Annotated in this window: 26 protein-coding genes and 1 tRNA gene; 18 read left to right on the top strand and 9 right to left on the bottom strand. The window is 69.6% G+C overall.

The features are described 5' to 3' along the window. Positions 1–2: 2 nt before the first annotated feature. Positions 3–479 carry an SsgA family sporulation/cell division regulator gene (locus tag ACZ4LX_RS15305; protein ID WP_467643973.1) on the bottom strand — a complete coding sequence of 159 codons (477 nt, stop codon included), beginning with the start codon at positions 477–479 and terminating at the stop codon, positions 3–5. Positions 480–724: 245 nt separating this feature from the next. On the opposite strand from ACZ4LX_RS15305, the gene ACZ4LX_RS15300 reads away from it, so the two are divergent. Beyond that, positions 725–2,335: an RDD family protein gene (locus ACZ4LX_RS15300; protein WP_467643969.1), complete on the top strand. Its 1,611-nt coding sequence runs from the start codon at positions 725–727 to the stop codon at positions 2,333–2,335. 125 nt (positions 2,336–2,460) lie between these two features. Next, entirely contained in the window at positions 2,461–3,123 is a 663-nt protein-coding gene (locus tag ACZ4LX_RS15295; RefSeq protein WP_467643967.1) for an RDD family protein, read from the top strand. Between the two features lie 42 nt (positions 3,124–3,165). Here the strand turns inward: ACZ4LX_RS15295 and ACZ4LX_RS15290 are convergent, their stop codons facing one another. Next, positions 3,166–3,486 (bottom strand): hypothetical protein, encoded by a 321-nt coding sequence (locus ACZ4LX_RS15290; protein WP_467643964.1) that lies wholly within the window; start codon positions 3,484–3,486, stop codon positions 3,166–3,168. 370 nt (positions 3,487–3,856) lie between these two features. Here ACZ4LX_RS15290 and ACZ4LX_RS15285 point away from each other — a divergent pair, with 370 nt between their 5' ends. Beyond that, the gene (locus tag ACZ4LX_RS15285) at positions 3,857–6,256 is read left to right on the top strand and encodes an immune inhibitor A domain-containing protein (RefSeq protein WP_467643961.1); all 2,400 of its coding nucleotides are present in this window, start codon (positions 3,857–3,859) and stop codon (positions 6,254–6,256) included. A gap of 124 nt (positions 6,257–6,380) precedes the next feature. Next, positions 6,381–6,713: a hypothetical protein gene (locus tag ACZ4LX_RS15280; protein ID WP_467643958.1), complete on the top strand. Its 333-nt coding sequence runs from the start codon at positions 6,381–6,383 to the stop codon at positions 6,711–6,713. A gap of 112 nt (positions 6,714–6,825) precedes the next feature. On the opposite strand, the gene ACZ4LX_RS15275 is transcribed toward ACZ4LX_RS15280, so the two are convergent. Then, a complete protein-coding gene (locus ACZ4LX_RS15275; protein ID WP_467643955.1) occupies positions 6,826–7,410 on the bottom strand; it encodes an isochorismatase family protein in 585 nt (194 codons plus the stop codon). A 133-nt stretch (positions 7,411–7,543) separates the two neighbouring features. Further along, the gene (locus tag ACZ4LX_RS15270) at positions 7,544–8,872 is read right to left on the bottom strand and encodes a nicotinate phosphoribosyltransferase (RefSeq protein WP_467643952.1); all 1,329 of its coding nucleotides are present in this window, start codon (positions 8,870–8,872) and stop codon (positions 7,544–7,546) included. A 111-nt stretch (positions 8,873–8,983) separates the two neighbouring features. Here ACZ4LX_RS15270 and clpS point away from each other — a divergent pair, with 111 nt between their 5' ends. From clpS to ACZ4LX_RS15230, 8 genes are all read left to right on the top strand, one after another. After that, positions 8,984–9,289: an ATP-dependent Clp protease adapter ClpS gene (gene clpS, locus ACZ4LX_RS15265; protein ID WP_018555894.1), complete on the top strand. Its 306-nt coding sequence runs from the start codon at positions 8,984–8,986 to the stop codon at positions 9,287–9,289. Between the two features lie 129 nt (positions 9,290–9,418). After that, the gene (locus tag ACZ4LX_RS15260) at positions 9,419–10,000 is read left to right on the top strand and encodes a DUF2017 domain-containing protein (protein ID WP_467643949.1); all 582 of its coding nucleotides are present in this window, start codon (positions 9,419–9,421) and stop codon (positions 9,998–10,000) included. A 345-nt stretch (positions 10,001–10,345) separates the two neighbouring features. Next, positions 10,346–11,785 (top strand): amino acid permease, encoded by a 1,440-nt coding sequence (locus tag ACZ4LX_RS15255; RefSeq protein ID WP_467643946.1) that lies wholly within the window; start codon positions 10,346–10,348, stop codon positions 11,783–11,785. A 91-nt stretch (positions 11,786–11,876) separates the two neighbouring features. Continuing rightward, the gene (locus ACZ4LX_RS15250) at positions 11,877–12,308 is read left to right on the top strand and encodes a M67 family metallopeptidase (RefSeq protein WP_467643944.1); all 432 of its coding nucleotides are present in this window, start codon (positions 11,877–11,879) and stop codon (positions 12,306–12,308) included. A 133-nt stretch (positions 12,309–12,441) separates the two neighbouring features. Then, positions 12,442–12,567 (top strand): putative leader peptide, encoded by a 126-nt coding sequence (locus ACZ4LX_RS15245; protein WP_467643941.1) that lies wholly within the window; start codon positions 12,442–12,444, stop codon positions 12,565–12,567. Positions 12,568–12,680: 113 nt separating this feature from the next. Then, positions 12,681–12,959: a MoaD/ThiS family protein gene (locus ACZ4LX_RS15240; protein ID WP_326736416.1), complete on the top strand. Its 279-nt coding sequence runs from the start codon at positions 12,681–12,683 to the stop codon at positions 12,957–12,959. Further along, positions 12,959–13,909: a PLP-dependent cysteine synthase family protein gene (locus ACZ4LX_RS15235; RefSeq protein WP_385278539.1), complete on the top strand. Its 951-nt coding sequence runs from the start codon at positions 12,959–12,961 to the stop codon at positions 13,907–13,909. The genes ACZ4LX_RS15240 and ACZ4LX_RS15235 overlap by 1 nt, the downstream gene beginning before the upstream one ends. Before the next feature lie 324 nt (positions 13,910–14,233). Continuing rightward, positions 14,234–14,986: an MBL fold metallo-hydrolase gene (locus tag ACZ4LX_RS15230; protein ID WP_467643934.1), complete on the top strand. Its 753-nt coding sequence runs from the start codon at positions 14,234–14,236 to the stop codon at positions 14,984–14,986. 211 nt (positions 14,987–15,197) lie between these two features. Here the strand turns inward: ACZ4LX_RS15230 and ACZ4LX_RS15225 are convergent, their stop codons facing one another. Continuing rightward, positions 15,198–16,463, bottom strand: a complete 1,266-nt coding sequence (locus ACZ4LX_RS15225) for a PTS transporter subunit EIIC (protein ID WP_467643930.1) — start codon at positions 16,461–16,463, stop codon at positions 15,198–15,200. 274 nt (positions 16,464–16,737) lie between these two features. Beyond that, positions 16,738–18,048, bottom strand: coding sequence for a PTS transporter subunit EIIC (locus ACZ4LX_RS15220; protein ID WP_467643927.1), 1,311 nt, complete (start codon positions 18,046–18,048; stop codon positions 16,738–16,740). Between the two features lie 222 nt (positions 18,049–18,270). Here ACZ4LX_RS15220 and ACZ4LX_RS15215 point away from each other — a divergent pair, with 222 nt between their 5' ends. From ACZ4LX_RS15215 to rdgB, 4 genes are all read left to right on the top strand, one after another. Beyond that, complete coding sequence (locus tag ACZ4LX_RS15215) at positions 18,271–18,504, top strand: PTS sugar transporter subunit IIB (protein ID WP_290349524.1); 234 nt, start codon at positions 18,271–18,273, stop codon at positions 18,502–18,504. A 167-nt stretch (positions 18,505–18,671) separates the two neighbouring features. Continuing rightward, the gene (rph, locus tag ACZ4LX_RS15210) at positions 18,672–19,409 is read left to right on the top strand and encodes a ribonuclease PH (protein WP_467643922.1); all 738 of its coding nucleotides are present in this window, start codon (positions 18,672–18,674) and stop codon (positions 19,407–19,409) included. Between the two features lie 124 nt (positions 19,410–19,533). Continuing rightward, the gene (locus ACZ4LX_RS15205; protein WP_467643919.1) at positions 19,534–19,929 is read left to right on the top strand and encodes a hypothetical protein; all 396 of its coding nucleotides are present in this window, start codon (positions 19,534–19,536) and stop codon (positions 19,927–19,929) included. Between the two features lie 147 nt (positions 19,930–20,076). After that, entirely contained in the window at positions 20,077–20,679 is a 603-nt protein-coding gene (gene rdgB / locus ACZ4LX_RS15200; protein WP_467643917.1) for an RdgB/HAM1 family non-canonical purine NTP pyrophosphatase, read from the top strand. Between the two features lie 64 nt (positions 20,680–20,743). On the opposite strand, the gene ACZ4LX_RS15195 is transcribed toward rdgB, so the two are convergent. The 3 genes from ACZ4LX_RS15195 to bcp all read right to left on the bottom strand — a co-directional run bounded on the left by ACZ4LX_RS15195 (position 20,744) and on the right by bcp (position 23,332). Continuing rightward, a tRNA-Leu gene (locus tag ACZ4LX_RS15195) sits at positions 20,744–20,827 on the bottom strand. Positions 20,828–21,207: 380 nt separating this feature from the next. After that, positions 21,208–22,704 (bottom strand): glycine betaine/L-proline transporter ProP, encoded by a 1,497-nt coding sequence (gene proP / locus ACZ4LX_RS15190; protein ID WP_467643914.1) that lies wholly within the window; start codon positions 22,702–22,704, stop codon positions 21,208–21,210. Positions 22,705–22,864: 160 nt separating this feature from the next. Next, positions 22,865–23,332 carry a thioredoxin-dependent thiol peroxidase gene (bcp, locus tag ACZ4LX_RS15185; RefSeq protein WP_393058369.1) on the bottom strand — a complete coding sequence of 156 codons (468 nt, stop codon included), beginning with the start codon at positions 23,330–23,332 and terminating at the stop codon, positions 22,865–22,867. A gap of 127 nt (positions 23,333–23,459) precedes the next feature. Here bcp and ACZ4LX_RS15180 point away from each other — a divergent pair, with 127 nt between their 5' ends. Together ACZ4LX_RS15180 and ACZ4LX_RS15175 are read left to right on the top strand one after the other, a co-directional pair. Further along, a complete protein-coding gene (locus tag ACZ4LX_RS15180) occupies positions 23,460–23,780 on the top strand; it encodes a DUF3618 domain-containing protein (protein ID WP_467643910.1) in 321 nt (106 codons plus the stop codon). 45 nt (positions 23,781–23,825) lie between these two features. Then, positions 23,826–24,164: a GroES family chaperonin gene (locus tag ACZ4LX_RS15175; RefSeq protein WP_266779271.1), complete on the top strand. Its 339-nt coding sequence runs from the start codon at positions 23,826–23,828 to the stop codon at positions 24,162–24,164. Positions 24,165–24,292: the final 128 nt, after the last annotated feature.

The following is a 24,292-nucleotide window of genomic DNA, read 5'->3' as shown; positions in this document are numbered from 1 at the left end:
TCTCAACTCTCCCCGTCCTGCGACTCGTCCGACGGCCACGGATCGCTCATCCACAGGTCGTCGGCCGGCAGCGGCGCGAGCAGCTCGGCCAGTGCCTCGTCGATGCCGAGCCGCTCGGACTCCGTACCCGGAGCGACGGCGAGGAGTGTCCGCTCCACCCAGGTCGACACCGCGGCGGACGGCACCTCCAGCAGGGCGTTGCCGTCGGGCGAGGTCAGCGCCACGCAGATGACGCCGCGCCCCTCGACCTTGGTGGGCCAGATCCGTACGTCCCCGTGCCCGCACGGCCGGAACACCCCCTCGACCAGCAGATCCCGGGCGAACGTCCAGTGCACGGGGGCGTCCGAGCCGATGTGGAAGACGATGTGCACGGCGTACGGATCCTCGGTGCGATACGTCAGCCGGGCGGGCACAGGGATGCTGCGCTCGGGCGACAGGACCAGCTTGAGCTCCAGCTCGTGTTCCACGACGGTGTCCATGAGGTGCGTCCTTTCGATGCCTGTGGGCCGGTCGCACGACCGTCCGCACAGGGAGAGAGCGCCCTCCCCGCCATCCATTACGCGACTTCCGGAAAAATATTTCGGAGGGACCGGAAAGTGGCCCAAACCCCAGGACCGGCCCGGTGGCGGGCGGGTGTCTGATAAATGTGGACCCTTGTATGAGGACCGGCCGTTCCCCATTCGCCGGCTGGTCCCCGGCCTCGAAGAGATACGGGACCACGGTGATGAGCGCCCCAACCCCGGCACCCGGTGACGACAGCCCCCGCGAGGGGTACTACCCAGACCCGTCCATTCCCGGATACGTCCGGTACTGGAACGGCGCCTCGTGGGTGCCCGGCACCAGCCGGCCCGCCCCGCAGCAGGGCGAACCCCTGCCCACCGCACCCGCCGGGGAGGAGCCCGCACCGCCCGCCGCCCAGCCCGCCCCCGCCGCGGTGGACGAGACCGGCCCGGTCTTCTTCGACGCGGCGCCGCACGAGGGCAACCGCCCCGAACCCGCCACCGCCTGGCAGGCCGACGCCTCCCGCCAGGCCGGCTTCGGCGGCGAGCGCGACCGGCGGGTCTCCTGGGGCGGCGCGCCCGCGTCCCCGGACGGATCCGGGGAAGCCGTCCCGCGTCGGACCGCGGGCGGCGCTCCGGACGTCGGCGCCCCCGGCGACGCCGCACGTGCGGACCGGGCACCCGCCGACCCGCGCCGCCCCGCACCCGTGGACCCCGCCCGAGGCGCCCTGCCGGGCATGCGGGACGGCGGCGGCCCGGCCCCCGAGAACACCGTCGCCATCAGGGTCACCCGCCCCGCCCGCTCCGGCGGCGGAACCGGAGAGACGCCGCGCCCGCCCGCCGAGGGCACCGTCGCGATCCGTGCCGTGACATCGGGCGGCGGGACACCGGGCGGCGGGACACCGGCCCCGCGCGATGCCCAGCAGCCGCCCGAGGACGGCACGCTGACGATGCGTGCGATCACCCCGGGCACCACCCCGGCCGCCCCGCGGTCCGCCGCACAGCCCTCCGTGCCCGCTCCGCAGGCCGCTGCGCCGTCCCCGGCTCCGGCCCGGCAGCCCGCACCCTCCCCGGCCCCCGGGGCGCTCAGCGGCCCGCTGACGCCCGGCGCCGGCTCCGCCTCCTGGGGACGGCAGGCTCAGCAGCCTCCCGGGCCCGAACAGGCCGTCCCGCCGCAGGCGCCCGTACAGCAGCAACCGCCCGCGTTCCCGCACCAGTCCCAGCAGCCCCAGCAGTTTCAGCAGCCCCCGCAGGCTCCGCACTCCCCGCAGCCCGACCAGCCCGACCAGCCCGTCGTGCCCTGGAAGCCCCCGGTCCAGGACCACTTCCAGCAGCTGGCCGCGGCCAGGACGACGGGCCGCCCGGCGGCGCTCGGCAAGCGGCTGGCCGCCCGGCTCGTCGACACGGTCGTGCTCGGCGCGCTCGTCGGCGCCGTCTCCGTGCCGCTGGTGACCCGCGCGACGGACCACGTCAACGAGAAGATCGACGCGGCCAAGCTGTCGGGCCGGACCGTCACCGTCTGGCTGCTGGACTCCACCACGGCCTCGCTGGCCGGCGTGGTTCTCGGCGCCTTCCTGGTGCTGGGCGTCCTCCTGGAGGCGCTGCCGACCGCGAAGTGGGGCCGTACGCTCGGGAAGAAGGTCTGCGGCCTCGACGTACGGGACATCGAGTCCCACGACCCGCCCGGCTTCGGTGCCGCCCTGCGCCGCTGGCTGGTCTACGGGGTGCTGGGTCTGCTGGCCGTCGGTGTGGTCAACGTGTTCTGGTGCCTGGTCGACCGGCCGTGGCGCCAGTGCTGGCACGACAAGGCTGCCCGCACCTTCGTCGCGGGGTGAGGGCCGTCCCGGGGAGCGACCCGCACGGCTGACGGCCCTTCGGGTGAGGGCCGTCGGACGGATCCCGTTCCCCCGAACGCACCTGAGCCGTTGCGGGCGCCCGTGGGGCGGGGTGCACTGCCCGCATGAGCAACGATCAGCCGACGTCCGGTCAGCCGCCCGAGGACGACCCGTTCTCCAAGAAGCCGAACGGGCCCCAGCCGCCGCCGTCATCGGGCTCGCCCTACGACAGCGCGCCGCCCCCGCCGCCGTACGATCCCGGTCAGCAGGGCGGCGGTCGGTACGGCGGGCCGGACCCGCTGTCGGGCATGCCCCCGCTCGCCGAGCCCGGCAAGCGGATTCTGGCCCGGCTGATCGACTTCCTGATCATCTCGGTCCCGCTGTACCTGATCTCGCTGCCCTGGGGCGGCGCGGTCGAGATGTCGGACAACAACGACAACAACGACAACTTCGGCGACGTCTTCGCCCAGACCTACAGCGGGCATCAGCTGATCTGGTCGCTGATCGCCCTGGTGGCCTATGTCGCGTACGACACGTACTTCACGCACAAGGACGGCCGCACCCTGGGCAAGCGGCTGCTGAAGCTGCGCGTCGCGATGCTCAACGACGGCAGGGTGCCGGACACCGGCAGCGCGTTTCTGCGGGCCGTGGTGCTGTGGGTGCCGGCGCTGCTGTGCTGCCCGTGTCTGTGGTGGCTGATCAACATCGTGCTGATGTTCACGGACAAGCCGTACAAGCAGGGGCTCCAGGACAAGGCGGCCAAGACCGTTGTGGTGGTCACCAACTGACGGATGGCCGGGAGGGCGTCGGCACCCTCCCGGCGGCTCCGGTCAGTGCCGCAGCGAGTGCTCGCCCATCCGCTGCGACGCGGGACGTGCGGCCGGGATCTGTACGGGGTCGAGGGCGCCGCCCTCGGACTGGGCCGCGGGCGCGACGGGCGCGACGGCCCCGGTCCTCGCGGACCCGGCCGTCTTCCTGCGCGCCGACAGGGGAACGGTGACGGCCACCAGCAGACCGAGCGCGAGCGCGGCCGTGCCGATGACGGCGATGCCGATGCCCGATTCGGTCCGGGACAGCAGCAGCATGGCGAGGGTCGAGAAGACGACGGTCACCGAACCGTAGGAGAGCTGTGCAGCAGTGGGTCGCGGCATGGCGGTATCCGTCCTCGGGACGTCGGATGGGCGGTCTCTCAACAGATTCTCGCTGTCGAACGACTCTACGACGGTGGATGCCCGAGAGGGACGGGTAGTAAGCGCCGCCTCACCCTCGGTGCCGTTGCACGGGGGGCGCACGGAGTCATGTCGCGCGCCCGTGAAGCAAGTTGGCGCGCCGGTCGGGCGCACACGGATCGTCCGGATAGCGGAACCGCACTCCTGCATAGTGCACTTGGTATGTTCAAGTCAAGGTCTGTCTTTTCTTCTGTAACTCCGGTCAAATGTCGTCACTTGTGACGCGTTTCCGCGCGCGGCCCCTTCACACCCCCAGGCCGCGGCCGCGGGGCGCCGGGGAGGACTGCATCACGTGATCATCAAAAGACGGGCGCTTCGTACCGGGGCGGTTGTCGTGGCCATGGCCGCGACTGCCGCCACCGCATCAGCCTTCGCCACCGCGCAGGCGGATGACCAGGGGTCAGGCGCCGCCGCCACCGCCGTGGACCGCCGGGACCCGGGGTCGGCCAAGGGCAACGCGCACGACCTGGAAGGCCCGTTCAGCAAGCAGCAGGACGCCCAGCGTCAGGCCGCACTGGAGCAGGTCATATCCGGCGACAAGAAGGTGTCGGCGCGCGGTGGCTCCAAGGTCGTCAAGCTCGACGACAAGAAGTACGTCGAGCTCGGCCGTGAGAAGACCGACAAGATCTTCACCGTCCTGGTGGAGTTCGGCGACCAGGTCGACAACACGACCATGTTCGACCCGGACGGCGACGGCCCCAAGCCGGCCGTCCCGAAGTACGGCGGCACGCCGGGACCGGCGCACAACCAGATAGCCAAGCCGGACCCGAAGAAGGACAACAGCACCGCCTGGCAGGCCGATTACAACCAGGCCCACTTCCAGGACCTGTACTTCGGCGAGGGTGCCGGCAAGAACTCGCTCAAGACGTACTACGAGAAGACGTCCTCCGGGCGCTACTCGGTCGACGGCGAGGTCTCCGACTGGGTCAAGGTCCCGTACAACGAGGCCCGCTACGGCTCGAACTACTGCGGTTCGACCAACTGCGCCAACGCCTGGGACATGATCAAGGACGGCGTGAACGCCTGGGCCGCCGACCAGAAGGCCAAGGGCCGTACGCCGGAGCAGATCAAGACCGATCTCGCCCAGTACGACCAGTGGGACCGCTACGACTACGACAACGACGGCGACTTCAACGAGCCCGACGGCTACATCGATCACTTCCAGATCGTGCACGCCGGCGAGGACGAGTCCGCGGGCGGCGGCGTCGAGGGCACCAACGCCATCTGGGCGCACCGCTGGTACGCCTACGGCACCAACGCCGGTGCGACCGGTCCGGCGAACAACAAGGCCGGCGGCACCCAGATCGGTGACACCGGCGTCTGGGTCGGCGACTACACCGCACAGCCCGAGAACGGCGGCCTGGGTGTCTTCGCCCACGAGTACGGCCACGACCTCGGTCTGCCGGACCTGTACGACACGACCAACACCGCCGAGAACTCGGTCGGTTTCTGGTCGCTGATGTCGGCCGGTTCCTGGCTCGGCACCGGCAAGGGCAGCATCGGTGACATGCCCGGCGACATGACCGCCTGGGACAAGTTCCAGCTGGGCTGGCTGGACTACGACGTGGCCAAGGCCGCGACGAAGTCCACCCACAAGCTGGGTGTCTCCGAGTACAACACCAAGAACAAGCAGGCACTCGTCGTCGAGCTGCCGGACAAGGCCGTCACCACCAAGGTCACGACGCCCGCCGAGGGCGCCATGCAGTGGTGGAGCGACATGGGTGACGACCTCTCCAACACCCTGTCCCGTCCGGTCGACCTGACCGGCAAGTCCACGGCGTCCCTGGACCTCGCGGGCTGGTGGGACATCGAGAAGGACTACGACTACCTCTACACCGAGGCGTCGGACAACGGCGGCACCAGCTGGACCGCGCTCGACGGCACCGCCGACGGCAAGGCCATCCCGCGCGACGCCAGTGACAAGCCGGCCCTGACGGACGTCTCCGGCGCGTACCAGAAGCTCTCGTACTCGCTGGACGCCTACGCCGGCAAGAAGATCGACATCCGCTTCCGCTACGCCACCGACGGCGGCGCGGGCGGCATCGGCTTCGCCGCAGACACCATCGCGGTCAACGCCGACGGTGCGGCGCTCTTCACGGACAACGCGGAGGGCGACGACAACGGCTGGACCTCCAAGGGCTTCTCGCGCGTCGGCGCGTCCTTCACCAAGGACTACCCGCAGCGCTACATCGCGGAGAACCGCCAGTACGTCTCGTACGACCAGACCCTCAAGGTCGGCCCGTACAACTTCGGCTTCTCGAAGACCCGTCCGGACTGGGTCGAGCACTACCCGTACCAGAACGGCCTGCTCATCTGGCTCTGGGACAGCTCGCAGAAGGACAACAACGTCTCGACCCACCCGGGTCAGGGCCTGATCCTGCCGATCGACGCGCACGCCAAGCCGCTGAAGTGGGCTGACGGCACGGTCATCCGCAACAAGATCCAGCCGTTCGACGCCCCGTTCAGCTGGTACCCCACCGACGGCTTCACGCTGCACAACGGTGACGTGGCCACGAAGATCAAGCCGCAGCTCGGCGTTCCGGTCTTCGACGACCACAAGGGCACCTACTGGTACGAGGAGAACAAGACCGGCAGTGTGAAGGTCACTGACACCAACACCCGGATCTCGATCATCAACGAGCCGTTCAGCGGCTCCACGGTGACCGTCCGCGTGGGTCCCTCGCACAAGTAATCCGGTAACACCGCAGGTCAGAGCATGATCGGCCGTCGCCCTCTAGCGGGCGGCGGCCGATCGTGTTTAGGTGCCTCTTATTCGGTTTCTTATTGACACGATGTCTCACGGGGGAGCGCGGAGCATGGCAGGCGGAGGATTCAGCAAATTGCCGAACGGCAGTGTGGTCGTCGCGATCACCCTGCCGAGTCCGGCGGGAGGCGTGGGGCCGGACACCCCGGTACGCGTCCTGGTGCACGCGGCCAACCGGGCCCGTGCCCTGACCCGGCTGCGCAATCTGGGCCTGCGCGCCGTCTACCTCCGCGGCAATGCGGAGCCGCCCACCCCGGACGAGATCACGGCCGTCCTGCACCACCCCGACGGCCTCCTGTGGCGCGCGAGGCCCGAGCGGGCCCAGGAGCTCTGGCACCCGATACGCGCGCTGCTGAGGCCCGCCCTGCCCGCTCGGCAGGGCTGACTCCGGGAGACGGGCACCCTGCCTGGCCTGCTCCGGGCACGGGCGTCCCGGAGCCCGGCGGGACGCCCCCGCCGGGGACGGCCGGGACGCGCCCGTCAGCGACGGCCGCGGCTCAGACCACCGGCTTGCCGGAGAGGACCACGCCCGCGTCCCGCAGCTCGGCCAGCGCCCGCTCCGTCGTCGCCTCGGCGACGCCCGCGGTCAGGCCCAGCAGGACGTGCGTGGCGAAGCCCTCGCGGACGGCGTCGAGCGCGGTGGCCCGTACGCAGTGGTCGGTCGCGACACCGACCACGTCGACCTCGGTGACCCCTCGGTCGCGCAGCCACTGGGCCAGCCCGGCGCCGTTCTCGTCCTGTCCCTCGAAGCCGCTGTACGCGGCGGCGTACGCACCCTTGTCGAAGACGGCGTCCACCGCCCCGGAGGCGACCGCGGGGGCGAAGTTGGGGTGGAAGCCCACCCCTTCCGTGCCGGCGACACAGTGCCTGGGCCAGGAGTGCTCGAAGTCCGGCTCCGACGAGAAGTGGTCACCCGGGTCGACGTGGTGGTCACGGGTGGCCACCACGTGCCGGTAGCCCGGCCGGCCCGCGCCGATCAGGTCGGTGATGGCGGCGGCGACATCGGCACCACCGGCCACCGCGAGGCTGCCCCCCTCGCAGAAGTCGTTCTGCACGTCCACGACGATCAATGCGCGGTGCATGGCGGGTGTCCTTCGGTGGGAGAGGGGAGGGGGTGGCGGTGACGGGGAACGCCACCGAGCCTAGAGAGTCGGGCCGCACAATCAAGCCCGTCCGGCGGCCGGGTGCGAAGCGGCTGCGGGGTGTCCCGCACCCTCAGACGTACTCGGTGGGCAGCACCGGCTCACCGCGCGACAGCTGCATCGCGGACATCGGCAGCCCGGCCCGCGCGGCGATGTGCCGCTGCCGTGCCGTGTCCAGCGGCTCGCGCGCGACCACCTCACCGCCCCTGACCAGCTCCACCAGCAGCTGCCTGCCGGCCAGCCCGGGCGGCACCGGACCGGTGCCGATCACCTCGGCCTCGGCGACCCCGTCCTCGTCCAGCCGGCGGGCCGCCCACTTGCGACCGCCCTTCGACGACTTCGCGCCCAGCGACTTCTTCGCCACCGGCCGCAGCTCGTCCGCCGGATCGGCCGAGGCGGCACGGGCGACCAGCTTGTAGACCATCGAGCAGGTGGGGTGCCCGCTGCCGGTCACCAGCTGTGTGCCCACCCCGTACGCGTCCACCGGCGCCGCGGCCAGCGAGGCGATGGCGTACTCGTCCAGGTCCGAGGTCACCACGATCTTGGTGCCCGTCGCGCCCAGCTCGTCCAGCTGCTGGCGCACCCGGTGAGCGACCAGCAGCAGGTCGCCCGAGTCGATCCGGACCGCGCCCAGCTCCGTCCCGGCCACCTCGACCGCCGTACGGACCGCCGCGGTGACGTCGTAGGTGTCGACCAGCAGCGTCGTGTCACGCCCCAGCGAGTCGACCTGGGCCTGGAAGGCGTCGCGCTCGGAGTCGTGCAGCAGGGTGAAGGCGTGGGCGCTCGTGCCGACCGTCGGGATGTTGTAGCGGAACCCCGCGGCCAGGTCGGACGTGGTGTCGAAGCCTCCGATGTACGCGGCACGGGCCGAGGCCACCGCGGACAGCTCGTGCGTGCGCCGGGCACCCATCTCGATCAGCCCGCGCCCGCCCGCCGCCGCCGACATCCGCGAGGCCGCCGCGGCGATCGCCGAGTCGTGGTTGAGGATCGACAGGATCACCGTCTCCAGCAGCACGCACTCGGCGAAGGAGCCCTCGACCCGCAGGATCGGCGAGCCCGGGAAGTACACCTCGCCCTCCGGGTAGCCCCAGATGTCGCCGCTGAAGCGGTAGTCGGCCAGATAGGCGAGCGTCGCCGCGTCGACGACGTTCTGGTCGCGCAGGAAGGTGAGCATCTCGTCGTCGAAGTGGAAGTTCTCCACCGCGTCCAGGACCCGCCCGATGCCCGCGACGACGCCGTAGCGCCGCCCCTCGGGCAGCCGGCGGGTGAACGCCTCGAAGACCGAGCGCCGGTCGGCGGTGCCGGCCTTCAGTGCGGCCTGCACCATCGTGAGCTCGTACTGGTCGGTGAAGAGTGCGGTCGACGGCACACCGACCCGTCGCCCAAGGTCCGCTGAGTTCATGCCGGGGATGCTACCCCTATTTCGTCAAACTGACGAGATGGGGGTGCCGGGCCCGCCGTGCCACCGGACCCGTTTGTGCGAGGGGGCCTGTCGAGTGGCAGCATGGGGTAGGTGAGCGTCGCCCCCGTAGAGATCGAACGTCCCGAATCGGCCGAGGAGAACCTCGTTGTCCCCGAGCCCGACGTCCCCTGGGTGACGCTGGTCCACAACGACCCGGTCAACCTCATGAGCTATGTGACCTACGTCTTCCAGGCCTACTTCGGCTATTCCAAGGACAAGGCCCACAAGCTGATGCTCGACGTCCACCAGAAGGGCCGCGCGGTCGTCTCCAGCGGCAGCCGCGAAGAGATGGAGCGCGACGTCCAGGCCATGCACGGCTACGGGCTGTGGGCCACCCTCACCCAGGACCGCAACTAACGCCCGGTGCGGCAGGCGGCGACAGCCGCCCGCCCATCCCGTTCGCTCCGCCCGTTCGCCCCGCCCGTCGCCCTCCCGTTCGTCCCGCCCCTTTGCACCGACCCGCCCGACCACCATCGGAGAGAACCCATGGCCGGCCACTTCGAAGCCACCCCCGGCGGCGGCGCGGCCGTCGCGCTCGACGAGGTGGAGATCGCGATCCTGCGCTCCCTCGCCGTCCAGCTGCTCGAACTCATCGGCCCCGGCGACGAACCCGCCGAGGGTGAGGACCCGCTCGCCGCCCTCTTCGCCGAGGGCCCCAGCGAACCGCCGTCCGACCCCGCCCTCGCCCGTCTCTTCCCCGAGGCCTACGGCGACGAGGACACCGAACTGCGCGCGGCGTCGGCCGAGTTCCGCCGCTTCACCGAGAACGACCTGCGCACCCGCAAGCGTGACGACGCCCTCGTCGTCGTCCGCACCCTCGACGCCCTCACGCCCGAGGGGGACACCGCCGTACTCACCCTCACCGCCGACGAGAGCCGCAGCTGGCTGGGTTCCCTCAACGACCTCCGGCTCACCATCGGTACCCGTCTGGAGGTCTCCGACGAGGACGAGGGCGAGGACGGCTCCCTCTACCGGCTGCCCGACAGCGACCCGCGCAAGCCCATGGTCATGGCCTACCTCTGGCTCGGCGGGCTCCAGGAGACGCTGATCGAAACGCTGATGCCGTAAGCGGCCGGAGATGAGGCGTCCGCTCAATGGACGCCTGGATCCGCATATCAGCCGCGTCACCTGATCGGCCTCCTTGGCGACGCAGGGACCCCGTTGTCCCCTTTTCCTTGTGGTGTGCGCCACAGCATGTCCGGTGGATCACCGACGTACCCGTGTTGACCGCTCACGACCGCATACGACGCTCACGACCGCATACGACGCTCACGACGCTCGGGGACGCCATCCCTGTCCCCGGGCAGGCGCCACGAGCCGGCGACCGCCGGCGGCACTCCATCCATATCCGGGGGGATCGGGACCTGATCCGCGGCCGACAGGCACGGATCGGCGTGGAGAAAGGCGCAGCCCATGACATCGGCGCAGATCGACGACAAGGGCGAGAACGGCCCGCACCTCGCGACCGGCGAATCCGCCGCTTCGGCCGAGGGGTACCAGCGCGCACTCGGCGCCCGCCAGATCCAGATGATCGCGATCGGCGGAGCCATCGGCACCGGCCTCTTCCTCGGCGCCGGCAAAGCCATCTCCAAGGCCGGACCCAGCCTCGTCCTGGCGTATGCCGTCGCAGGCCTGGTGATCTTCTTCATCATGCGGGCCCTGGGCGAACTCCTCATGTACCGGCCGGTGTCCGGCTCCTTCTCGGAGTACGCCCGCGAATTCGTCGGCCCCTTCGCCGGCTTCGTCACCGGATGGACCTACTGGCTGTTCTGGGTCGTCACCGGAATCACCGAAGTCACCGCGGCGGCGCAGTACATGACGTTCTGGTTCAGCATTCCGCGCTGGGTCTCCGCACTGGTCTTCACGATCATCCTGTACGGAGTGAACCTGATCTCCGTCAAGCTTTTCGGGGAACTCGAATTCTGGTTCTCGATGGTCAAGGTCACCGCCATCGTCGGCATGATCCTCATCTGCGCGGGCATTCTCACCCTCGGCTTCTCCGACGCGGGCGACACCGCTTCCGTCACCCACCTCTGGTCCGACGGCGGCTTCTTCCCGCACGGCGTCAAGGGCACCCTGATGACCCTGCAGATCGTGATGTTCGCCTTCCTCGCCGTCGAACTCGTCGGCGTCACCGCGGGCGAGTCCAAGGACCCGAGGACCGTCCTGCCCAAGGCGATCAACACCGTGCCGTGGCGCATCGCCGTCTTCTACGTCGGCGCCCTCGTCATGATCCTCTCGGTCGTCCCCTGGACCGCGTTCTCGGCGGACGTCTCCCCGTTCGTCGAGGCCTTCGAGAAGATGGGCCTCGGCCTCGGCGCCGGCATCGTCAACTTCGTCGTCCTGACCGCCGCGCTCTCCTCCTGCAACTCCGGCATGTACTCCACCGGCCGCATGCTGCGCGACCTCGCGCTCAACGGGCAGGGGCCGAGGTTCTTCACCCGGCTGACAAGGAGCGGCACCCCGCTCGTCGGCACCACGTTCTCCGCCGCTCTCATGCTCGTCGGCGTCTGGGTCAACTACCAGTGGCCCGGTGAGGCCTTCACCTACGTCGTCTCCTTCGCCACCATCTCCGGCATGTGGGCCTGGATCATGATCCTGGTCAGCCAGCTCCGCTACCGCCGCCTCGCCGACCGGGGCGTCCTCCCGCAGTCCGCCTTCCGGGCCCCCGGAGCCCCGTACACCAGCGTCTTCGCGCTCGTCTTCATCGGCGTGGTCGTGATCATGATGGGCATCGACAAGGACACCAGGATCTCGCTCTACTGCGCCCCGCTCTGGGCCCTGGTCCTCGGCGTCTCGTATCTGGTCCTCAGGGCCCGCAACCCCGGGAACAAGGCCTTCGCCGACCGCTGAGCCGCCCGCCCCGGCAGGGCCGGTCCCACGATGCGGGCCCTCACGTACCACTCCTCGGTACGCGAGGACCCGTCGTCCTATCCTGGGCGCCATGCTGACCATCACCCAGGCGCTGTACGACCAGATCGTCGCGCACTCCCGCGCCGACCACCCCGACGAGGCGTGCGGCGTGGTCGCCGGGCCCGCCGGAACCGGCCGCCCGGAACGCTTCATCCCCATGCTCAACGCGGCCCGCTCGCCCACGTTCTACGAGTTCGACTCGGCCGACCTCCTCAAGCTCTACCGCGACATGGACGACCGCGACGAGGAACCCGTGATCGTCTACCACTCGCACACCGCGACCGAGGCCTATCCCTCCCGTACCGACGTCACGTACGCCAACGAACCCGGCGCCCACTACGTCCTCGTCTCCACCGCCGACACCGACGAGGCGGGCCCCTTCCAGTTCCGCTCGTACCGCATCGTGGACGGCGAGATCACCGAGGAGGACGTCGAGGTCGTCGAGGCGTACACCGCCTCCTGACCGCGTCTCCGGCCCCGCCCCGCAGCGCCCGGACAGGGCCGGCCGCCCGGCCCTGTCCGGCTGTCGAACACCAACCATCCACCAGGTGAGATCACACTCCGGATCCCGGACCGGGAATCGATACGATGAGCGCATGGTTCTCCATGACGTGAGCGACAAGACGCCGGGCACGCTGCTCGTGGCGCGCCTGCACGTCGACCTGTGCCGGCTCGCCAGCGCGATCTGTACGAACCAACGGACCGCCGGCCGCGAGGCCTGAGCCGGGCCCGGCCCGGCGCCGGCCCCACCCGTCACGCACCACCCCCTGCGCGGGGGCAGAGCCGCGCGCCCCACGCCCACCGCCACCACTCCGCTTCGACAGGAGCACACGCCATGGCCATCGAGGTCCGCATCCCGACCATCCTCCGCACCTACACCGACGGCGCCAAGGCCGTCGAAGGCAACGGAGACACCCTCGCCGACCTCTTCACCGACCTGGAGAGCCGCCACACCGGCATCCGTGAGCGCATCGTCGACGGCGAGCAGCTCCGCCGCTTCGTGAACGTCTACCTCAACGACGAGGACGTCCGCTTCCTCGACGGCATCTCCACCAAGCTCAGTGACGGCGACAACATCACCATCCTCCCGGCCGTCGCCGGCGGCATGAACTGATGCGCTATGACAGCCCGCTCGCCGCAGTGGGCAACACCCCGCTCGTCCGCCTGCCGCGGCTGTCACCGGCGGACGACGTCCGCATCTGGGCCAAGCTGGAGGACCGCAACCCCACCGGCTCGATCAAGGACCGCCCCGCGCTCCACATGGTCGAGCAGGCGGAGAAGGACGGCCGGCTCACCCCCGGCTGCACCATCCTCGAACCCACCAGCGGCAACACCGGCATCTCCCTCGCCATGGCAGCCAAGCTCAAGGGCTACCGCATCGTCTGTGTGATGCCGGAGAACACCTCCCAGGAGCGGCGCGACCTGCTCGCCATGTGGGGCGCCGAGATCATCTCCTCCCCGGCGGCGGGCGGCTCCAACACCGCCGTCCGTGTCGCCAAGGAGCTCGCGGCCGAGCACCCCGACTGGGTGATGCTCTACCAGTACGGCAACCCCGACAACGCGGGCGCCCACTACGCCACCACCGGCCCCGAGATCCTGGCCGACCTTCCCTCGATCACCCACTTCGTCGCCGGCCTCGGTACCACCGGCACCCTCATGGGCGTCGGCCGGTATCTGCGCGAACACGTCGACGGCATCAAGATCGTCGCGGCAGAACCGCGCTACGACGACCTCGTCTACGGCCTGCGCAACCTCGACGAAGGCTTCGTCCCCGAACTCTACGACGCCTCCGTCCTCACCACCCGCTTCTCCGTGGGCTCCGCCGACGCGGTCACCCGCACCCGCGAACTCCTCCAGCAGGAGGGCATCTTCGCGGGCGTCTCGACCGGCGCCGCACTCCATGCGGCGATCGGCGTCGGAAACAAGGCGGTCAAGGCCGGCGAGAGCGCCGACATCGTGTTCGTCGTCGCCGACGGCGGCTGGAAGTACCTGTCGACGGGCGTCTACACCGCGCCCACGACGGAAGCGGCGATCGAAACGCTTCAGGGTCAGCTCTGGGCCTAGCGCCCGCGCTTCCCCCGGACGCCGGGGGCCCGACCACACCGGTCCGGGCCCCCGGCGTCCGCCGTTTCACGGCGGGGACCGAACACCTTGCCCCGGACGCACCCGGCCCCGAACCCCCCGGCCCCGGTTCGGGAAGGGACGGGGAGGGGGACACGCCCGCCGCGGGCGGCACCGCACGCGCCACGGCTTCCATCGAACCGGTGACACCGCAGGTGAGTTCCCCCACAACGACACGCCCCAGAGGAGCGACCAGCTCTTTCGCGCCTTACGCTCAACAAACCGCACGAACCCTCCCCGCTCCCACGTCTCGGAGGTTCACGCTCCATGAAGCTCACCGTCGTCGGCTGCTCCGGCTCGTTCCCGTCCGCGGGATCGGCATGCTCGAGCTACCTCGTAGAGGCCGACGGCTTCAGGCTGCTCCTCGACATGGGCAACGGCGCCCTCGGCGAGCTGCAGCGCCATGTCGGTCTCTACGACCTCGACGCCATCTTCCTCAGCCACCTCCATGCCGATCACTGCATCGACATGTGCGCGTATTTCGTCGTCCGGTACTACCCGCACGGCGGCGGACGCCCGGCCCGCATCCCGGTCTTCGGCCCCGACGGCACGGAGCAGCGGCTCACCACCGCGCACGCCGACACCCCGTCCGACCATGCGATGAGCGAGGTCTTCGACTTCCACACCCTGAAGCCCGGCTCGTTCGAGATCGGCCCCTTCTCGGTCCGTACGGAGAAGCTCTGCCACCCCGTCGACACGTTCGGCATCCGCGTCGAGCACGGCGGCCGCTCGCTCACGTACTCCGGCGACACCGGCCCCTGCGGGGCTCTGGACGAGCTGGCGGAGGGGGCCGACCTCTTCCTCTGCGAGGCGTCGTTCGTCCACGGCAAGGAGGACATCCCGGACCTCCACCTCAACGGCCGCGAGGCGGGTGAGCTCGCGGCCCGTGCCGAGGTGGGCCGCCTGGTCCTCACCCACATCCCGCCGTGGACCGACGCCGCCCGCAACCTCGCCGACGCCCGCGAGGTCTTCGACGGGCCGACGGAGCTGGCGGCACCGGGCGCGGTCTACGAGATCTAGGACCTCTCGCCCGGATCAGGCCGGGCCCGCGTGCCGTGGCACCGCACCGGAATCCGCATCCGGACCGTACCCGGAGCCCGCACCGCGCCCTGAGCCCGCACCGCGCCCGGGTCCGGGCCCGCATCGCACCCGCACTCCACGCATGACGAAGCCCTCACCTTCCGCCGGGAAGGTGAGGGCTTCGAGCTGTGGTGGGTGGTGCGGTGCGGGACTACTTGGCCTCGGCCTTGAGGAGCTCCTCGAGCTCCTCGTCGGACTCACGGCCCGGCGTCGGCAGGTTGAACTTGGTGATCGCGAAGCGGAAGACCACGTAATAGATCGCCGCGAAGCAGAGGCCGACCAGGACCAGCAGCCAGGGCTTCGACGCGATGCCCAGGTTCAGCAGGAAGTCGACGAGACCCGCGGAGAAGCCGAAGCCGTCCTTCATGCCGAGCGCCCACGTCAGGGCCATCGAGACACCGGTCAGGACCGCGTGGATCGCGTACAGCACCGGGGCGATGAACATGAACGTGAACTCGATCGGCTCGGTCACACCGGTGACGAACGAGGTGGCGGCGAGCGAGAACATCATGCCGCCGACGACCTTGCGGCGCTCCGGGCGGGCGCAGTGCACGATCGCGAGGCAGGCCGCGGGAAGGGCGAACATCATGATCGGGAAGAAGCCGGTCATGAACTGTCCGGCCTCCGGGTCACCGGCCAGGAAGCGGGCGATGTCGCCGTGCTTGCCGTCGAAGTCACCGGCCTGGAACCACGGGAAGGAGTTCAGCAGGTGGTGCATGCCGATCGGGATCAGCGCACGGTTGGCGACACCGAAGATGCCCGCGCCGACCGCGCCGGAGCCGACCAGCCACTCACCGAAGTTGTGCAGGAGCGAGCCGAGGACCGGCCAGATCAGACCGAAGACGATGCCGATGAGCAGGCCCGCGAAGGCGGAGAGGATCGGCACCAGGCGGCGGCCGCTGAAGAAGCCCGCCCAGTCGGGAAGCTTCGTCCGGTAGAACTTCTGGTACAGCAGGGCCACGACTATGCCCATCACGACGCCGCCGAGCACACCGGCGTTGACCGGGGCTTCGCTCATGACGATCTTGCCGTCCACGACGCTCGCGACCTGCGGCAGGTTGCTGTCGGTGAAGGTGGCGAGCACCTTCTGGAAGACGAGGTAGCCGGTGACCGCGGCGAGCGCGGTCGAGCCGTCCGACTTCTTGGCGAAGCCGATCGCGATGCCCACGGCGAACAGCAGCGCCATGTTGTCGAGGATGGCGCCACCGCCTGCGGCCATGTAGCCCGCGAGCTTCGTGATGAAGGTCGGGAAGGACTCGCGTCCGAGCATGTCGGCGTTGCCGAGCCGGACCAGCAGTGCGGCAGCGGGCAGCACCGCGACCGGCAGCATGAGGCTGCGGCCGATGCGCTGCATGACCGCCATCACGCCGGCGCCCTTCGATTTGGTGACCGCGGGAGCGGTGCCAGCCGTGGACATCAACTTCCTCCATGAGGCAAGGCGCCGCCGGGGACAGGGGATTCGGGTGGGCGGCGACTCAAGAAACGCGCCGCAGCGGCGACACGTGGTCTGGACCACTGAGTGGTGTAGACCAGTTGTAGCACGGTGAGGGTTAGATAAGGAACCTGCGATTTCCCACTACTTCGCATGAGCCAATGCGTACGCACAGTGACATGCTGAAGGCCCTCGGACCGGTAGGTCCGAGGGCCTTGGGCAGCCAGGGCATAAGCCCTGGCCGGAGGCGGGGAAAAGGCTACTTCGTGAGGTTCTTCTCGATCTCCTCCTCCAATTCGTCGGGCTCGCGGCCCGGCGTCTGGAGGTTGAACCTGGTGATCGCGAAACGGAAGATCACGTAATACAGGGCGGCGAATGCCAGACCGATAGGGATGATCAGCCAGGGTTTCGTCGCCAGGCTCCAGTTGATGACGTAGTCGATCAGGCCTGCGGAGAAGCTGAAGCCGTCCTTCACTCCGAGCGCCCATGTCACCGCCATCGACACACCGGTGAGCACCGCGTGAATCGCGTACAGCAGAGGCGCGACGAAGAGGAACGAGTACTCGATCGGCTCCGTGATTCCCGTCACGAAGGAGGTCAGGCCGACCGAGACCATCATGCCGCCGACCGCCTTGCGGCGGTGCGGCTTCGCGCAGTGGTAGATCGCCAGCGCCGCCGCGGGCAGCGCGAACATCATGATCGGGAAGAAGCCCGTCGTGAACTGACCGGCCGTCGGGTCACCCGCCAGGAACCGGTTGATGTCACCGTGCACCATCGTCCCGTCCGGCTTGGTGTAATCGCCGAACTGGAACCAGACGAACGTGTTCAGGAACTGATGCAGACCGATCACCAGTAGTGCGCGGTTGGCCACACCGAAGATGCCCGAACCTGCCCAGTCCAGGTCCACCAGCCACTTGGAGAAGCTCGTCAGACCGTCACCGATCGGCTGCCACAGCCATGCGCACAGTGCCGCGAAGAGCAGGCCCACGAACGCCATGATGATCGGGACCAGCCGGCGGCCGTTGAAGAAGCCCAGCCAGTCCACCAGCTTCACCCGGTGGTACCGCTGCCAGAACCAGGCCGACATCAGACCCATCACGATGCCGCCGAACACCCCCGGGTTCTGGTACTCGGCCGCCGTCACCTCCGCATCGCCCGTGACACATGTGCCGAACCACGTACCGCCCGAGGTGAACGTCGAACCGCTGGGGCAGTCCACCGGGAACGCGTGCAGCACCGCGTAATAGACGAGGAACCCCGTCACGGCGGCCAGCGCCGTCGATCCGTCCGCCTTCTTCGCCATGCCGATCGCGACACCCACGCAGAACAGCAGCGGCAGACCCAGACCCGAATCCAGCAGCGCGCCACCGGCCGCCGCGAACACCTTGGCGATGTTGTTCCAGCCCAGGCCCTCGTCGCCGAACACGTCCGGCTGGCCGAGCCGGTTGAGAATTCCCGCCGCGGGCAGCACGGCGATCGGGAGCTGAAGGCTCCGCCCCATCTTCTGGAGGCCTTGAAAGAGGCCGTTCCACCACTTCTTCTGTGGGATCGCTGCGCTGCTTGAGCTCATCGGCGTCCTCCCGGAACAGGCCACGTTTGGCAGGTGTTGCACACTGGTGTAGACCAGTTGCGGTACGGTGCGGAGCCCGCCCGGAGGGCAGGGCGCCGGTGATCGTCATCTTTGGTGAGGGACCGGCTGCTCGCTCGCGAAGTTGGGCCAACCGTGCGTTACCGTGACGAAACGGACCCAGGGTGGGCCGTCGCATGTACGTGAAGAACCAGGGAGAAGGCCATGGCCAGCAAGGCTGAGAAGATCGTCGCCGGGCTCGGCGGAATCGAGAACATCGAAGAGGTCGAAGGCTGCATCACCCGCCTGCGCACCGAGGTCGTCGACCCGGGCAAGGTCGACGAAGCCGCCCTCAAGGCCGCCGGCGCACACGGCGTCGTCAAGATGGGCACCGCGATCCAGGTCGTCATCGGCACCGACGCCGACCCCATCGCCGCCGACATCGAAGACATGATGTGACCCACCGCTGAAAGCCACCGAGCCGGCCCCCGGCACCACCGCAGGCCCCGTCCGCCGGGGCGGGGCCTGCGGCGTACACGGCGTCCGCCAGGGCGGGGCCTGCGGCGTGCACGGCCCCGCACTCGCACCGCAACGGCCCACGCCGCGCACCCGATAAGGTCGACGCCATGTCTCGTATCGACGGCCGCACCCCCGACCAGCTCCGCCCCGTCACCATCGAACGCGGATGGAGCAAGCACGCCGAAGGATCCGTACTCATCTCCTTCGGCGACACCAAAGTCTTCTGCACCGCCTCCGTCACCGAAGGCGTCCCCCGCTGGCGCAAGGGCAGCGGCGAAGGCTGGGTCACCGCCGAATACTCCATGCTGCCCCGCTCCACCAACACCCGCGGCGACCGCGAATCCGTACGCGGCAAGATCGGTGGCCGCACCCACGAGATCAGCCGCCTCATCGGCCGCTCCCTGCGCGCCGTCATCGACTACAAGGCCCTCGGCGAGAACACCGTCGTCCTCGACTGCGACGTCCTCCAGGCCGACGGCGGCACCCGCACCGCCGCCATCACCGGCGCCTACGTCGCCCTCGCCGACGCCATCACCTGGGCCCAGGGCAAGAAGATCATCAAGCACGGCCGCAAGCCGCTCACCGGCACCGTCTCCGCCATCAGCGTCGGCATCGTCGACGGCACCCCCCTCCTCGACCTCTGCTACGAGGAGGACGTCCGCGCCGAGACCGACATGAACGTCGTCTGCACCGGCGACGGCCGCTTCGTCGAGGTCCAGGGCACCGCCGAGGCCGAGCCCTTCGACCGCAAGGAGCTCAACGCCCTTCTCGACCTCGCCACCGCCGGCTGCGTCGACCTCACCCAGTTCCAGAACGACGCACTCGCCCGCACCCTCGGCGCGTAGCCGGACACCAACGCGGCCAGGTAAAGAAGCAACCAAGTCCCCACGCACAGCGTCGATACGAATACGGGCGCACGGGTCGAACCGTGCGCCCGTCCATGTGTCCGCACCAGGGGAGGGACCCACCATGGCCACGCGCCACCGACGTCACCGCCGCACCGCACTGGCCATCACCGCCGCGCTGCTCACCGTCACCGCAGCGGCCGGCTGCGGCGCCCTCGACAAGACGCTCGACTGCGTCCGCACCGCCGACGCCATCGCCACCAGCGTCGACAACCTCCAGCAGGCCGTCGCCAACGCCTCCAGCGACCCCACCCAGGCCTCCGAATCACTCGACGAGATCGAGAAGGAACTCGGCAACCTCGGCGACAAGACCGACAACGCCGACCTCGGCAAGGCCGTCGACGACCTCCAGGCCGGCGTCGGCAACGTCCGCGACTCCATCGAGAACGGCGACGCCACCCCCGACATCACCCCCGTCACCGACGCAGCCGCCGAGATCGGCAAGGTCTGCACCCCCTGACGGCCCCGGCCCGGCGTTCCGGACCCGGGGCCCCGGCCTCACCGGCCTGCGGCAAGCCCCTCCCGGAACGCGCAGTGCGCACGCCGCTCGCCTCCCCGAGGATGCCTGAGGCACCGGCGGTCACCCCCGCGCGGCGATAATCGAGCCATGACCCGCCTCATCCTCGCCACCCGCAACGCCGGGAAGATCACCGAACTGCACGCGATCCTCGCCGACGCAGGCCTCACCCATGAACTCGTCGGCGCGGACGCGTACCCCGAGATCCCCGACGTCAAGGAAACCGGCGTCACCTTCGCCGAGAACGCCCTCCTCAAGGCCCACGCCCTGGCCCAGGCCACCGGCCACCCCGCCATCGCCGACGACTCCGGCCTCTGCGTCGACGTACTCGGCGGCGCCCCCGGCATCTTCTCGGCCCGCTGGGCCGGCACCCACGGCAACGACCGGGCCAACCTGGACCTGCTCCTGGCCCAGCTCTCCGACATCGACGCCCCGCACCGCGCCGCCCACTTCGCCTGCGCCGCGGCGCTCGCCCTGCCCGACGGCACGGAACGCGTGGTCGAGGGCCGCCTCCTCGGCACCCTGCGCCACACCCCCGCCGGTGCTTACGGCTTCGGCTACGACCCGATCCTCCAGCCGGAGGGCGAGACCCGCACCTGTGCGGAGCTGACCCCGGCGGAGAAGAACGCGATCAGCCACCGGGGGAAGGCGTTCCGGGCGCTGGTGCCGTTGGTGCGGGAACTGGTGGGGTGACGCCCCCTGCGTGAACGCCGCAGGCCCGGCTCACCGCTGAAGTGAGCCGGGCCTGTCGCCGGGGTGCGCGAGGAGGGACTCGAACCCTCACGCCGCTAGGGCACTGGTACCTAAAACCAGCCTGTCTCACCAATTCCAGCACTCGCGCGTCCTCAGCAGTCTACAAGGGGGAACGCTGCTGACCCGAGGAGTTGCGGAGGCCGATTCGGTGCGCCGGTCGCGGTGCCATGTGTCAGTGAGCGCACGGCAGTTGGCGAGGAGGTGGCGAAGGTCCTCCTGGTGGTTGTCGAGCGGGTCGCCATCGATGCGGCCGGTCCCGAGGACGAGACGGCGCCCCGCCTTGAATCGCCGGGCCCGCCCTGTGTCGCTGAGCCCCCGCCCTGTACCGCCGGTCCCGTATCCCGTGCACGCCTGAGGAACCCCGAGCCGGAGCGTCGCGTCCGGTACCCGTACCCGGCAGGACGCGGAACGGCCCGCCCCGCTTCGGCGGCAGCCGACGCGGGACGGGCCGGACCCCGTGGGGACGGGTCAGAACTTCGGGTCCGGTGTCTGGGAGGCGACCAGCTCCTCCGCCTCCTCGCTGGTCTCCACCGAGGGCGGGGAGCCGGCCAGCGGCTTGTTGGCGGTCTCCTTCATACAGGCCACCGCGATCACACCGACCAGCGCCGCCGCCATCGCGTAGTAGGCCGGCATCAGATTGCTGCCGGACACGCTGATCAGGGCCGTGATGACCAGCGGGGTCGTACCGCCGAAGATCGAAGCCGACAGGTTGTAGCCCACCGACAGGGACCCGTAGCGGACGTTCGTCGGGAACAGGGCCGGGAGCGCCGCCGACATCGTGCCGAGCATGCAGACCAGGGAAAGGCCCAGCATCAGCATGCCGATCGTGATCGCGGGGATGCTGCCCTGGCGGATCAGGAGGAAGGAGGGGAGGGAGAGGAGCAGGAAGCCGAGCATGCCGGTCATGAGGAGCGGCCTGCGGCCGAAGCGGTCGGAGAGTTTGCCGACCTGGCTGATGATCAGCATCAGGAACAGCATGACGGCGAGCAGGACGAGCAGGCCGTGGGTCTCGCTGTAGCCGAGTTCGTCGGAGAGGTACGTCGGCATGTACGACAGCAGCATGTAGTCGGTGATGTTGTACGCGCCGACCAGGCAGATGCAGAGGATCAGCGTCGGCCAGTAGTGGCGGAAGATCTTGGCGAGGTCGCCCTTGGCGGTGGTCTCGACGCCGTCCGCCGCCTCGGTGGCGTGTGCGGTGCCGCCCTCCAGCTTCTGGAACGCCGGGGTCTCGTCGAGGCGCAGTCGCAGGTAGAGGCCGACGAGGCCGAGCGGTCCGGCGACGAGGAACGGGATGCGCCAGCCCCAGGCTTCCATCTGGGTGTCGTTGAGGAGGGCGTAGAGCGCGGTGACGAGGCCGGCGGCTCCGACGTAGCCCGCCAGGGTGCCGAATTCGAGGAAGCTGCCGAAGTAGCCGCGTCGTTTGTCGGGGGCGTACTCGGCGATGAACGTGGAAGCGCCACCGTACTCGCCGCCGGTGGAGAAGCCCTGGAGCATCCGGAAGACGATGAGGAGGACGGGGGCCCCGACGCCGATGGTGTCGTGGGAGGGGATGAGGCCGATGGCGAAGGTGCCGACCGCCATCAGGATCATGGTGAGGGCGAGGACCTTCTTGCGGCCGATCTTGTCGCCCATGGGGCCGAAGAACATGCCGCCGAGGGGGCGCACGAGGAAGGCGACGGCGAAGGTGGCGAAGGAGGAGAGGAGCTGGGTGGTGTCGTTCCCGGACGGGAAGAAGACATGGCCCAGGGTGGCGGCGAGGTAGGAGTAGATGCCGAAGTCGAACCACTCCATGGCGTTACCGAGCGATGCCGCCTTGACCGCGCGCTTGACCGCCTGGTCGTCCGTGATGGTGATGTCCGTCCGGCGCAGCTTCGGGTTCTGGCGCTTTCGGATGGCACGGAAGAGGGCGGGGTGGCGTTTGACCGCTTCGGGGTCGGCCGCCTGATGGGGATCGGAGGCCGCCATGGCCGGGTCCTTTCCTCGGTGGGTGTTCCAGGAAAGGCTTCTGCGCCGTCATGGCGGTTGCAAACCGATTCGCCCGTGGATTGGGACGTCCATCACATGTTTCGGCCGTTCGGCTCAACCTGCGGGGAATTTCCGGACGGATTGCTCCCCAGCGGTCCGGTCAGATGCCGAGGTCCTTGATGATCTTGGCTACGTGACCGGTGGCCCGCACGTTGTAGAAGGCGTGCTCGACCTTGCCGTTCTCGTCGACGACGATCGTGGAGCGGATGACGCCCATCACCGTTTTGCCGTAGTTCTTCTTCTCGCCGAAGGCGCCGTAGGCCTCCAGGGTCTCCTTCGCGGGGTCGCCGACCAGGGTGACCTTGAGGTTCTCCTCGTCCCGGAACTTCGCCAGCTTCTCCGGCTTGTCGGGGGAGACGCCGATGACGTCGTAACCGGCGGCGGTGAGGAGGTCGAGGTTGTCGGTGAAGTCGCAGGCCTGCTTGGTGCAGCCGGGAGTGAGGGCACGGGGGTAGAAGTAGACGATGACCTTGCGGCCCTTGTGGTCCGCGAGCGAGACGTCGTTTCCGTCGGCGTCGGGGAGGGTGAAGGCGGGGGCGGTGTCGCCGGGCTGGAGTCGCTCGCTCATGGTTCTCCTCTTTGGTACGTGGGGTGTACGGGACAGAGGGTAATAGGGGTGCCGCCGGGTGCGTGGGCGGTCGAGCTGACAGACTGTCGACGAAGGTTTACCGGACGAGGACCACGGAGGCGGCGCAGTGTCGGATGCCAGGAGCCCTGCGCAGATCGAGGCGGACATCATCAGCAGGCGCGAGCAGCTCGCGGTGGTGCTCGATGAGATCGGGGTGCGGGTGCACCCGAAGACGATCATCGGTGACGCGAAGGCCAAGGCGGCCGAGGCTGTGGACCGGACGGCCGGCCGGGCGTTCGTCGCGGTGAACCGGTCGGTGTCGGATGTGAAGGCCCAGTTCGTTTCGGAGGACGGTGCGCCGCGTCTGGAGCGGGTGATTCCGGCGGCGTTGCTCGTGGTGGGCGTGGTCGGTCTGCTCACTGCGTCCAGGCGGCGGAAGAAGCGCTGACCCCGAGGGCGCGCGTCCCCCTCGCGGCCAGGTAGGTTGCGGGGCGTGAGCGAGAACACCGACGACAAGCTGCCCATCCGGATGCTGCACGACCGTGTGCTGGTCCGGTCCGATTCGCCCGAGGGCGAGCGGCGATCCGGCGGCGGGATTCTGATTCCGGCGACGGCTGCGGTCGGGCGCCGGCTGGGCTGGGCCGTGGTGGTCGCGGTGGGCCAGAACGTGCGGACGGTGGAGCCGGGGGACCGGGTGTTGTACGACCCCGAGGACCGTGCCGAGGTCGAGGTGCGGGGCGTGGCGTACGTGCTGATGCGGGAGCGGGATCTGCACGCGGTCGCCGCGGACCGGTTCGAGGGCTCGGTCGATTCGACGGGCTTGTATCTGTAGGCCGGTGGTCCGCAAGCGGGTGCTCCATGGGCCGGTGGTCCGCAGGCCGGTGGTGTCCGCGTGCCGGTGCTCTGCGGACGGGTGGTTCGCAAGCCGGTGCTGTGCGGCCCGGATGGTGGTGTGCGGGG

Source organism: Streptomyces sp. NPDC026062 (assembly GCF_055568375.1).
This window is presented reverse-complemented; position numbering and strand designations above follow the sequence as displayed.